11 protein-coding genes and 1 pseudogene are annotated in these 12,441 nt (G+C 34.3%); 3 read left to right on the plus strand and 9 right to left on the minus strand.

Going from position 1 to position 12,441, the window contains the following annotated elements; genetic code table 11:
- The first annotated feature begins 31 nt into the window (after positions 1-31).
- Positions 32-1,807, plus strand: a complete 1,776-nt coding sequence (locus HMPREF2715_RS07280) for an oleate hydratase (RefSeq protein WP_070839733.1) — start codon at positions 32-34, stop codon at positions 1,805-1,807.
- Positions 1,808-1,884: 77 nt separating this feature from the next.
- On the opposite strand, the gene HMPREF2715_RS07285 is transcribed toward HMPREF2715_RS07280, so the two are convergent.
- The 6 genes from HMPREF2715_RS07285 to HMPREF2715_RS07310 all read right to left on the minus strand — a co-directional run bounded on the left by HMPREF2715_RS07285 (position 1,885) and on the right by HMPREF2715_RS07310 (position 7,627).
- A complete protein-coding gene (locus tag HMPREF2715_RS07285; RefSeq protein ID WP_053036089.1) occupies positions 1,885-4,143 on the minus strand; it encodes an ATP-binding cassette domain-containing protein in 2,259 nt (752 codons plus the stop codon).
- 44 nt (positions 4,144-4,187) lie between these two features.
- A complete protein-coding gene (locus tag HMPREF2715_RS07290) occupies positions 4,188-4,973 on the minus strand; it encodes an arylamine N-acetyltransferase family protein (protein ID WP_070678384.1) in 786 nt (261 codons plus the stop codon).
- 166 nt (positions 4,974-5,139) lie between these two features.
- Positions 5,140-5,775: an ABC-2 transporter permease gene (locus tag HMPREF2715_RS07295; protein ID WP_016930604.1), complete on the minus strand. Its 636-nt coding sequence runs from the start codon at positions 5,773-5,775 to the stop codon at positions 5,140-5,142.
- Positions 5,775-6,620, minus strand: coding sequence for an ABC transporter ATP-binding protein (locus HMPREF2715_RS07300; RefSeq protein ID WP_070678381.1), 846 nt, complete (start codon positions 6,618-6,620; stop codon positions 5,775-5,777). Before HMPREF2715_RS07300 ends, HMPREF2715_RS07295 begins: the two co-directional genes overlap by 1 nt.
- A gap of 90 nt (positions 6,621-6,710) precedes the next feature.
- Positions 6,711-7,427: a DUF3169 family protein gene (locus tag HMPREF2715_RS07305; protein ID WP_070839736.1), complete on the minus strand. Its 717-nt coding sequence runs from the start codon at positions 7,425-7,427 to the stop codon at positions 6,711-6,713.
- A complete protein-coding gene (locus HMPREF2715_RS07310) occupies positions 7,424-7,627 on the minus strand; it encodes a helix-turn-helix transcriptional regulator (RefSeq protein WP_053036079.1) in 204 nt (67 codons plus the stop codon). Before HMPREF2715_RS07310 ends, HMPREF2715_RS07305 begins: the two co-directional genes overlap by 4 nt.
- A gap of 772 nt (positions 7,628-8,399) precedes the next feature.
- Here HMPREF2715_RS07310 and HMPREF2715_RS07315 point away from each other — a divergent pair.
- Positions 8,400-9,569 (plus strand): MFS transporter, encoded by a 1,170-nt coding sequence (locus tag HMPREF2715_RS07315; RefSeq protein WP_070632180.1) that lies wholly within the window; start codon positions 8,400-8,402, stop codon positions 9,567-9,569.
- Between the two features lie 68 nt (positions 9,570-9,637).
- Here the strand turns inward: HMPREF2715_RS07315 and HMPREF2715_RS07320 are convergent, their stop codons facing one another.
- Together HMPREF2715_RS07320 and HMPREF2715_RS12440 are read right to left on the minus strand one after the other, a co-directional pair.
- The gene (locus HMPREF2715_RS07320; RefSeq protein ID WP_037552115.1) at positions 9,638-10,201 is read right to left on the minus strand and encodes a hypothetical protein; all 564 of its coding nucleotides are present in this window, start codon (positions 10,199-10,201) and stop codon (positions 9,638-9,640) included.
- Positions 10,202-10,274: 73 nt separating this feature from the next.
- Positions 10,275-11,629 (minus strand): annotated as a pseudogene (locus HMPREF2715_RS12440) (bifunctional UDP-sugar hydrolase/5'-nucleotidase); the annotation flags it as partial.
- 70 nt (positions 11,630-11,699) lie between these two features.
- Between HMPREF2715_RS12440 and HMPREF2715_RS07330 the strand changes: the two are divergent.
- Positions 11,700-12,077, plus strand: a complete 378-nt coding sequence (locus HMPREF2715_RS07330) for a magnetosome magnetite crystal formation protein family (RefSeq protein WP_070632177.1) — start codon at positions 11,700-11,702, stop codon at positions 12,075-12,077.
- Positions 12,078-12,206: 129 nt separating this feature from the next.
- Here the strand turns inward: HMPREF2715_RS07330 and HMPREF2715_RS07335 are convergent.
- Positions 12,207-12,441, minus strand: a 235-nt coding sequence (locus tag HMPREF2715_RS07335; protein ID WP_141757448.1) for an LPXTG cell wall anchor domain-containing protein, incomplete at its 5' end; no start/stop codon positions are given.

Raw genomic sequence — 12,441 nt, forward strand, 5'->3', positions numbered from 1 at the left:
AAAAACTATGAAAACTTGGGAAGTGATACGTATGTACTATAGTAATGGAAATTATGAAGCATTTGCACGTCCTAAAAAACCAGAAAATGTAGAGCGTAAATCAGCTTATCTTATTGGTTCCGGATTAGCATCTCTAGCTGCTGCATGTTTCTTGATTAGAGACGGACAAATGGATGGGTCAAAAATCCATATTTTAGAAGAATTATCTAAACCTGGTGGAAGTTTAGATGGAGATGAACTTCCTTTGAAAGGCTATGTTGTGAGAGGTGGAAGAGAAATGGAGAACCATTTCGAATGTTTGTGGGATTTATTTCGCTCCATCCCGTCACTTGAAATGGATAATGCTTCCGTTCTAGATGAGTTTTATTGGTTAAATAAAGAAGACCCTAATTACTCACGTTGTCGTGTTATTGAGAAAAGGGGGCATCAGTTAGCTACTGATGGTGATTTTACTTTGACGCCACAAGCCATTAAAGAAATCATTCATTTATGTTTAATGAAAGAAGAGACATTAAACGATGTGAAGATTACGGATGTCTTCTCAAATGACTTTTTGCATTCGAATTTCTGGATCTATTGGAAAACGATGTTCGCATTTGAGCCATGGCATTCTGCAATGGAGATGCGTCGATATTTAATGCGCTTTGTACATCATATTGGAGGATTAGCAGATTTCAGTGCCCTTAAGTTCACCAAATATAATCAATATGAATCACTAGTTCTTCCGATGATTGCTTACTTAGAGTCCCACGGTGTGCAATTTCAATATGATGTTCAAGTGTTGAATATCAAAGTAGATATCACAACGAAAGAGAAGGTTGCGCGTGAAATTCAACTTAAGCGTTCAGGTAAAGATGATATCATTCCTCTAATGCCAGATGATATAGTATTTGTTACGAATGGTAGTATCACTGAAAGTTCAACTTATGGAGATAACAACACACCCGCACCCCCTACAAAAGAAATCGGTGGTAGTTGGACGTTATGGCGTAATCTTGCCAAACAGAGCCCTGAGTTTGGTTGTCCCGAAAAGTTCTATCATCGTTTACCAGACAAAAGTTGGTTTGTATCAGCAACCGCGACGACAAATAACATGACAATTATTAATACAATCGAGCAAATTTGTAAACGAGACCCTTTAGCCGGCAAGACAGTGACAGGTGGTATTGTTACTGTTAATGATTCTAAATGGCAAATGAGTTTTACTGTTAATCGTCAACAACAATTTAAAAGCCAACCCGAAGACGAGGTGAGAGTTTGGATCTATGCATTATATTCAAACGTAAATGGGGATTACATCCATAAACCTATCACTGAATGCAGTGGAAATGAAATTTGCCAAGAATGGTTATATCATATGGGCGTTCCTATCAATCAAATTGAAGACCTCGCTAAAACGCAATGTAATACGATACCAGTCTATATGCCATATATCTGTTCTTATTTTATGCCTAGATCCGTTGGGGATAGACCACTTGTCGTGCCTGAAAATGCTCGCAACATAGCCTTTATTGGTAATTTTGCAGAAACAGAAAGAGATACTGTATTTACCACTGAATATTCGGTAAGGACTGCTATGGAAGCAGTATACCAATTATTGGACATAGATAGAGGTGTCCCTGAAGTGGTTGCAACAGAATTCGACCTTCGTATATTGATGGATGCCTTATATGAACTTAATGATGGTAAAAATCTATCAGAACTCTCAGAACATAACAAAATACAGAAACTCGCTCTTAACGCTTTCTTTAAGAAAATAAAAGGTACCTATATCGAAGAATTGTTGCACCAACACAAGTTACTATAAGTGTAGATAAAATTCATAATGGCAAAATTATGCCCCCACATGTCTAATCAGCATGTGGGAGTGTTTGTTTTGTTTACTTATTGGCCAATATATCGCTTTAAATGTTTAGCCGTTACGGAATTGTCGATGTCAAAAATGCCTTCAGGTTCACCCGCATAAAGTAATTGACCACCTTTATCTCCAGCATAAGGCCCAATATCAATTAACCAATCCGCCTGAGTCATCATCGTTAAATTATGTTCAATCAAGATAACCGTATTGCCTTCTTCAATAAGATGATTAAAGCAATCAATTAGAATTGGTAAATCATCTTCATGTAGCCCAGTTGTTGGCTCATCAAAGATAAAGATCTTATCGGTCACATCTTGTGTTAGGTAACGGCTTAGTTTCACACGTTGAATTTCACCACCTGAAAGGGTATCTAATGATTGTCCAAGAGTCATATAGTTTAATCCCGTATCCGCTAATGCTTGAAGCGGTCGTGTAATACCTGGACTGTCGCTAAATTTCTTAATGGCTTCATCCACGGTTAACGCTAAAATATCCGCAATAGAATAGCCTTCCACTTTTGCTTCTAACACTTCTGGACGATATCTTGTACCACCACATAATTCACATACTTGTGAAAAGTCTGGCATAAATGCAAGTTCCGTTTTTAAAACCCCTTTACCATGACATTCCGGACAGGCACCTTCTGAATTATAGCTGAACATACTCTTCTTAAGACCAGTATGTTGACTAAAGAAACTACGTACATCATCAAAGATATCTAAATAAGTAAGTAAATTAGAACGATTTGATGCATGGACAGGTTTCTGGTCAATAAAGATCGCCTCTTGTTCACGTTCAAATCCTGCAGTGATGAGTGAACTTTTACCTGAACCTGCAACACCTGTAACAACAGTCATTGCATGCTTAGGTAGTTCAGTTGAGACATTTTGTAAGTTATTGCGACTAATATTAGCAATTTTAAGCATGTCTTTCGCTTTACGTGGCGTTTTTTTTAGTTGATGCTGACGGTTCAACGCCTGACCAGTACTTGTGTCCGAACTGAGTAATTCATTATAAGAGCCAGTAAATGTAATTTCACCGCCATTTTTTCCTGCTAAAGGTCCTAAATCAATAACGTGATCAGCAGTCTTGATAACATCTGGATCATGTTCTACAACGAGGACTGTGTTGCCCTTATCTTTTAAGGATTGAATGATATCGTTGATACGCTGAATATCCTCTGGATGTAGTCCGACACTTGGTTCATCAATAATATAGACTAAGTCGCTTAAAGGACTATTAAGGTGACGAATGAGTTTAATACGTTGTGACTCACCACCAGATAGTGAAGTTGTTTCTCGCGCTAGTGTTAAATAATTCAATCCAATATAACTTAATGCTTCTAGTTGTTTCTTAAGTGGCTCTATAATCACACGGGCTTTGTCTGATTTTATTTTTCTTAAAAAGGCTAACGCCTCATCGATTTGTAGGTTTGTAAATTCTGCAATATTTAAGCCATTGATTTTACAGCTTAATACAGTGTCATTAAGACGTTGTCTATGACAATCAGGACAATCATGTTTCGATACTACACGGTCAATATCTTCTTTAAAACGTTTCTTTTCAAAATTATCATTGAGTAAAAATGAACGACGGAAACGATGAATAAGACCTTCAAATTTAGCAGTTCTAGGCCAATTTGATGGTGGATTCTTTAATTTAGTTGGTTCGGTGTATAAAAGCGTATCCATTTCTTCTTTCGTATAATCCTTTAATTTCTTATCATTATCAAATAAACCTGTATATAAATAACGTTTACCTCGCCAACTATCAGGTCTAAATGAAGGGAATTTAATCGCATCCTCATTAAGTGATTTATCATAATCAAGTAATTCATTTAAATCAATATCCTCAACATAACCTAGTCCTGAACATGTTTCACACATACCTTTAGGGTTATTGAAAGAAAAGATATCTGAATAACCGACAAATGGTTTGCCGATACGTGACCATAACAGTCGGACAGACGCGTAAATATCAGAAATTGTACCTACAGTTGAACGAGAGTTACCTCCAAGTCGTTTCTGATTAATAATCATTGCGACAGGAAGATGCTTAATTTGATCGACGTCTGGTTTCTCATATTGTGTTAGTTGATGTTGCACATAACTTGAATATGTTTCATTTAACAATCTTTCAGATTCTGCAGCTACAGTATTGAACACGAGGGAAGACTTACCCGAACCTGAACGCCCTGTAAAAACTGTTAATTGGTGCTTCGGAATTGATACATTTATATTTTTTAAGTTATTTTGTTTGGCACCAATAATGTCTATATTAGTCATAATTACACCTCTTAAATCTAGATTAACTTGCTGGTCATATTAAATTATGCTTCTAATGGTTTGATTTTAACATCAAGATTAAAGTATTCTTTTAAAATATTTCGGTAGTTATCTGAAGTTACATCATATTTATCTTTGCCATCTTGTTTACTTAGCGTTAGATGGTGTGAGGACATCGTTGCACGTCCAAATGATTGTGGTTGAGTAACGATAAGTTGTTGTACAAAAATAGAATCTGGATGTTGTGAATTATATTGAATCATATCTTCAAAATCTTCTATTTGCTTAGGTTGGAAACGAGCCTCGTAACGTGTGATCCAACTATCATCTTCGAGTTTCTGAATGCTATAAGTTCCTTCATGCTCTGAAATTGCTCGGAATTCACCGGTAATATCTGTAACGGGGTGAGTAGGATCTATATTTGTAATAGGCAAGGCTTGTAAAGGTAAGTCACCAAAGCCTACATCTGCGACATAATTTACGTCATTAATTGGAACTACAAGTGACATGTGTGAACCTTCTGGACTACGATTGCCATTAGGTTGTTCAACAGTTGCAGACATACGATATACGGTGAAACCTTTTTCTTCAAGGTAAGTCCCAAAGAAATGATTCATTTCGTAACAGAATCCACCACGATGCTGATTGATCAATTTATCATACAAATCATTAATTTCTACAGAAACAGGCATGCCATTTTGGACATTGATATTTTCAAAAGGAACCGTCAACATATAGCGTTTAATATAATAATTGAGTGCTTCAAGTGAAGGTTCATGATATTTTGATGAATCAATATTTAAATAGTGTTCGATAGTTTGAATATCCATTAGATGAGGACTCCTTTGTTAAAAGCTTTTAGTAATCCATACCCTATAATGATGGAATGACGCATGTAAGAATAGAGACGAAAAAGGTTCCAAACACTTGATAGCAGTTGATGCCTCGTGTTTAGAACCAGTATTAATATATTAAACTATGTTATTATTCAAAAAATTACAGTTCTTGTTTGTTGAAAATGGCTATTGAAATGAAATAAGAAGCCACTAAACAAATCAAACCAAGTATTGCATATAAACTAATGAAAAGGATATCTGTAGGATTTGTTCCTAAATCAGAGAATGAACCTGAACGTACAATGGCAGACATAATAACACCAAAGTAAGTAATAAAGAATAAAATAAGAACGATAACCGATGTTGAAATCATGATGACATTTGAATTTTCAGGACCAAATTTAAATGTTAACGGGAACATGATAGCATATGTGCCTGCCGCACCAATACCTACTAAACCTGAAATAAGTGTTAACATTAAATTCTGATGTATCGCTAATACTGCAATTAATCCAATAATTAATCCGATAAAGATGAGTATGCCATAAAATGCGAAATAACTTTTAATGTAAGCACTTCGATGTGTTGGCAATGTTGAAATATAATACATCCATTTAGAATCTTTTTCTCGCTTTAAGTTATCCGTCACTGGTGACAATAAGAAAATCATTGGTAAGAAACATGCCATTGCAGGATTTATAAAAGCGAATAAGAAACTTGCTACAATAGCTACAATTAAATATGTGATAAGTGATTTTTTAGATGCATAGAAACTACTTAAAATTAGACCTTTCATTATTTATCACCTCTCATAATTAATTTTGTTGCGTCATCAATAGTGTTAAGTGGGTGAGCGTTTGTCACACTAGACCAATCCTTGACTAAGATTTGGTGTTGACCTTGTCTCACTCTTGATGCAATGATGATGTCTTGTGGAATATCTAAATCATCATGCTCATCAACTTCGACAATACCGTATTGATTTAACAATTCTTCCTTGCTTTCTTGAAGTACAATTTCACCATCACGCATAAAGATTAATTTTGTAGCTAAATGTTCTATATCTTCGGAAATATGAGATGAAATGAGTATGCCATTACCCTCTGAAATATAGTCTTCCAACATTTCAATGACTTCTTCTCGTCCTGATACGTCCATACCAGCAGTTGCTTCGTCCAGTATGAGTAATTTTGTATCATGCGCTAGAGCCATGGCTAAGGCTGCTTTCATACGCATTCCTCTTGAGAATGTTTTAATTTGAGCGTTAGTTGGTAATTCGAAACGCTGAATGACTTCAAAGAAACGGTCACTGTTCCACGTTTTGAAAATATCCGCAAAAACTTTATCCATATCTTTAATTTCGAGTTTATCAGGCACACGTAAGTCATCGAATACAACGCCAATATGCTCTTTGTATGCATGATCCTTATCAGAGATAACTTGATCAAAAAATGAAATCTCTCCAGAATCTTTAAAACGGTTACCAACTAATGTATTAATCAATGTTGATTTACCTGAACCATTCTTACCAATTAAACCAATAACTTCGCCAGGTTTAAGTGTTAAAGAAATATCTTTCAAATGGAAATTGGATTTCTTGTACGACTTGCTGAGATCTTGCACTTGCAATAGATGTTCCATAATAAACCACTCTTTCTGTTGATTAGTATTAGATTTAATTCAATTAAAGATTAGTTGCTTTTATCATAATATAGATTAATTAATAAATAACTAGGATTTGTAAAATTTACGTACTTTTAACATATAACCTAAACTGTTATAGGCGAAAATAATTATTAAGAATAGTATCCCTAGTGTTTGATTTGAGCCAGTATCAATAGAGAAGATACCTAAAAATATAATTGCGATCATTAATAGTACTAAGTTTACTCCGTAGTTTTTATACATACTTACTATAGCGATATGACGTTCACCTTCATCCAAAAGTGCTAAGGTTTTTTCAGTATAATTTTTTTCTCCTATTTTAGGATAACGTGAATCGAAACGACGATTGAAAAAGCCTAGCATTATTGAAGGTATGATGGTCAACATGTAAGGGATGATAGCGTACAATACATCAATATTTGAACCATGACCAAAGACGATTAATAAAAGCGCAACAAAACTTATGATTAATTGAATATAGGTGATGATACTAGATTTATTGAAGTTTAAATTGGATTTCATTTCGAATAAATCGGCATCATCATCTTCAATAGAATTGAGACTTTGATTTTTAAATTTAAGCGCATCTTTTTGAACTTTCCACAAATAAAATGTAAGACCGATGATAATTAGCGATGCAATGATACAAATGATTAACCCAAAATGGGTATGTGCAAAATTAACATTTGATAGAAAAGTACTAATACTTCCCATTGAAGAACCCACAAAACCACCAATAATGCCACCAAGTACTATTAATATAAGATAGCGTTTTACTCTCATAAATCTCCCTCCTCAAATATAAAGACATTTTCAACTGATTCATTGAATATACGCGCAATTTTAACGGCTGTTAAAATGGACGGCATAAAATCATTACGTTCAATCAAAGAAACTGTTTGCCGAGAGATACCGGCTTGTTTAGCGAGTTGTGTTTGATTGAAGCCATCGCGAGCACGTAATTCTTTAAGACGATTTCGCAATATTCATCAACTCCTTGGCTTTTATGTTACATTATCTTTGTCATTTTGACTAGTATATTAGTCAAAAAGACTTGTATTTTTGTCAAATTAGATATAAAAAGTAGCCTTCGGGTTGTCTGAAGTAAGACATCCTGAAGGCTTGTATTACAGTGTTTTGCTATTTGTTAAAACCCATTGGTTTAAATTGTTTAGACGATATTTTGTGACGATGTTTTGATTTACTTCATCTAGTGTAATGGAAGTTAATGTTGAAATTAGAGTAGCTTCGATTTTATTTAGAGCATGACTAACTACGCACATTTCTGCTTTTGGACTTCTTTAACAAGTGCTTTTATAATCTTCTTTAAATAAGAATCAGAAACATTTAAACGACAACTTAAGGCAATAGAGGTCATCACCTGAGAATTTAAGATAATAAATGTTTGAAAAATCGAATGATCGCACTAAATAGTTCTAGGATAATATTAATTATGAGTTCCCAAAGTGGCTGTTTGGATTTATCTTTTTTAGATTCAGACATCATTTCACTCCTATGCTAGTTAGGTTAACATAGCGACATTTTGATTGAAAATGTTACATATATGGAAGGTTTTCGAAATACTACATACTTGAAATTGTCTTAATTTTAATACAATGAAAATATATGAAAACTTGCGAACACTGACGTAAGAAAATAAAAGAGTCTGAACAAACCTCTTCACATGGTATCTAATTTTTTGTAATATAGCACTCGTATTATTTTTGAGAGCGATAAAAAAAGGAGGTAGCAATGATGAAAGGTAACAGAATGATGTTCTTCATATTCATGTTAGGTACATTTACAGTAGGAATGGCAGAGTATGTTGTAATGGGATTATTAACTCAAATCGCAAGTGATATGAAAGTGTCTATTTCAAGTGCAGGTTTATTAATCAGTGTATATGCTGTGAGTGTTGCGTTAATTGGACCATTTATGCGTATATTCACAATGAATGTTCGTGCCAAACGCTTATTACCCATTTTAGTTGCCATATTTATAGGTAGTAATGTGGTAGGGATGTTGGCACCCAATTTTCAAGTATTGCTGTTATCAAGATTGTTGTCAGCTTCAATGCACGCACCATTCTTTGGCGTGTGTATGAGTGTGGCTGCAGCCGTTGCACCTCGTGGTAAACAACCGCAAGCCATCGCATTAGTCCAAGCAGGATTAACAATTGCGGTTATGATTGGTGTGCCATTCGGCTCATTCTTAGGTGGCTTTGCGAATTGGAGAGCTGTATTTGGCGTTATGATTGGTTTAGCGATTATTACAATGCTAGGTATGTTGAAGTTTGTACCAGATGTATCTCTAAGTACAGAATCTAATTTAAAAAATGAATTAAAAGTATTTAAAAATCCACACATTTTAATCGTGATGTCTATTATCGTCTTTGGTTATTCTGGCGTATTCACAACATATACCTTTATGGAACCAATGATACATGACTTCGCACCTTTTAAAATAGTAGGCTTAACAATTTGTCTATTTATGTTTGGGTTAGGCGGTGTGTTAGGCAACTTAATCACAGGGAATGTGCCAGAACCTAAACTGACAAAATATCTATTTTATACGTTTTTATTACTATTTTTAACTATCATATTATTTGTCACTTTTGTGCATAATGCGATTTTAGCCATTATTATATGTTTCTTATTTGGATTTGGAACATTTGGTACGACACCGTTATTAAATAGTAAGATTATATTAAGTGCCAAAGAAGCACCATTACTTGCGAGTACATTAGCGGCGTCTATCTTTAATGTGGCAAATTTTTTAGGTGCCATTATCGGTTCAATTTTATTATCAATCGGTTTACCTTATTTAATGATTACCTTTGTGTCAGGGGGAATAATTATTTTAGGTATTTTAATTAATGCAGTTAATTATTTTTATGAAAAGAAACACATTCAATTTGAAGAATAATAGTTAAATTGAAAACACCTCTAATGTCAGTTTATCTTTATACCGATGTTGGAGGTGTTCTATTATAGTTATTCAGATTCGAATTTTAATGTTGGTTCGTACATATCGTGATTGAAGTGATGTTTAGAAAATTGACGTAAATCATTTATGAACGTATTTATGTTACGATCTAATTTCTCTTTGGTTCTCACGATGATAACGCGCTTATCGTCAGAGTTTGTTTCGTATTTATCATTATAGATTCTTGCAGCTATAGAAAATTTAGAGATATAATTCTCCAGTGATTCATAGCAATTTAGCAAATCACGAATAGGTTTATTAGATTCTTCTTCATGGTGACTCATAGTACCCAATAATTCTTGGATTTGATCGTCTAATTTTACAAAAAGTTCCTCCACGTCAGCGCATTTTTCTAACGTTTGCGGCTTGTTTATTAGAGCATTGGTTTCACTTAAATGAATTTTACTTATTTTAGATGCTTTATAAGCAGTTAAATCTATCATACTCAAAATATCATTTTTATAATCTTCACGTTTTTCTTCTTTCTCTTTAGTGATTTGATATTTAATCCCCCAAAATGTCCCAATTAGCGCAAAGATACCTCCGACAATGGCAGCTAAAAATTCACTCATAATAATGAACTCCTTTTCTAGTGAGAATATTTACACTTATATTTTACATTATTTAAATAGTGTGAGAAGAGAATTATTGTTTGACTTTAAAGTTAACAACTTGAGGTATATTGTGCAAATCACCATTAGTAACGAAATCGATTAATATTTGTGAGCCTTCTTCTTGTATATCTTTAACTACAGGTGCTTCAGCGAACATGTCATAATTACCACCGCCTACAGCACGATAGTTGTTGACACAAATGGTATAAATTTTATCACTGATAAGTGGTTCATTGCCAACTTTAATATCAGTTACGCGTTGACCAATAGGTTCTCTTACATGAATGGTATAAGTGATACCGCCATACATGTCATAGTTAAAATGTTGTGGTTTCGGATATAAAAATGCGTCGTTGATTGTTATTTCATTTTTATCGTTAAGCGTGAAGTAGCTTGCTGATTTTTCTAAAGCGTCTTTAATACCTGCACCTGTAAGTTTTAAAACTTGGAATGTATTAGGAAATGGATAATTATTGATGATATCGCGCATGGTAATACGTTTATTAAATCCTGCTGCAGAGTCGAAGAGTGCTGTGCTAGCAATATCAGCACACTTTTCTCTAATAACATAACATTTATTAAATTAATAAGTGGATGAGGTTTAATTCGAGCCTCAAATTGATCTTCTACTAACATCGGTTCAGGTAAGGTCGTGATTTCAGTATCTAGCCAGTCTTCTAGATGTGTTAATAGCTTAGAATCTTCCGGTAATAGACTAAATTCTGAGGCTCCCACTACAGGTAACAATTCGCTTTGCGTATCAATAATCTGATTATTGTCGCCAATCGTTAGCGTTACTTTACCTATTTGTGTTGCACGTGTACCAGGTTGAATAACGGCAGTTTCATACTTAACTGTCGCGATATCTCGATGTTGGTGACCTGTAATCAAGACATCGATGCTTTCATGGAAACGATGTAGAATTTCGGAAGCCTCATTCTCACCAGTTAAATCTTCAGTTGGTTCCTCAGTATCTATATCACATTCGAATCCACCGTGATATGAAACGACGACGATGTCAGCTTTTTCACAGACATTAGGTAATAGTTGGGTAAGTGTTTCAATCGCACTCTTGAAAGTTAAGCCTTCGATATGGTGAGGTTGTTCCCAGTTGGGAATATATTGCGTAGTTAAACCGATGACGCCTATTGTTAGTCCTTCTTTTTCAATATAATGTACGTCTTCACCTGTAAAAGGTTGCTGTTTCGAATCTAAAATATTAGCACATAGCACTGGATGGTTAAGGTCGTGAAGTGTGTCTTTAAGATAAGGCAAGCCGTAATTAAATTCATGGTTACCAATCGTTCCCAAATCAAAATTCAAGCGATTATATATCGCTGTTAATGGTTTGCTAGTGTGTATCTCTGAAACTAAATAATTGCATAGTTGTAATTTTGGACGCTTTTCCTAAAAGTCTCCTATTTTATATGTTTATATATAAGTGAGGTGAGTAAATATGGAAAATGTAAATAGTAATAAATATAGAAACGATGAATTCTATGGTAGTAGAAATGAAAATATTGCATCATCTATAAGTTATTTAAGTGTGTTTTTTGCACCGATACTATTACCTATTGTAATGTGGATTATCGCTGACAAATCTGTATCAACTCATGCACGTAAAGCTTTATTTAACCATATACTTACTTGGGTTTGCTTTACATTAGCGCCATTAGCATTGATGCTATCTGCTAGTGTTATGGGCAATGCATCAACTAATACAGAAAGCTGGATTGTATTTGGTTCATGGACAATTGCAGTTATATTGGTGGTAGTAGGCGTTTATTTGTTCATTAAAAATATTATTAGAGGCATCAAATTATTATTAGTTTAGAAGTTATAAAAAAGAGGCTATCGCTTATAGGTTGATTCACCTGTAGCGATAGCTTCTTCGTTTTCATATGCATAAAAGAAATGCTCTAGTAATAAAAGTAACAGATAATTAGAAAAATATAGTTATTGCTTATTTAGAAAATTTACGTCTAAGGCTAATTACACCTACGCCTAATATGAAAGCTATAAGACTGTAAACAAACGGTGTCGTTGAGGTGCGTTCACCTGTCATAGGTAATTCATGATGTAATGAAGTTTGACTCGCTTGTTGAGAACGAGTTGCTTGTTTAATAAGTGGCGAATTCATTTGTGATTTTGTTGATTGATCTTGTTGTTTAACTAGACCGTTTTGTTCGACATAGCCA

This window comes from Staphylococcus sp. HMSC062A01 (assembly GCF_001836805.1).
In the GTDB taxonomy this organism is placed as follows: Bacteria; Bacillota; Bacilli; order Staphylococcales; family Staphylococcaceae; genus Staphylococcus; species Staphylococcus haemolyticus.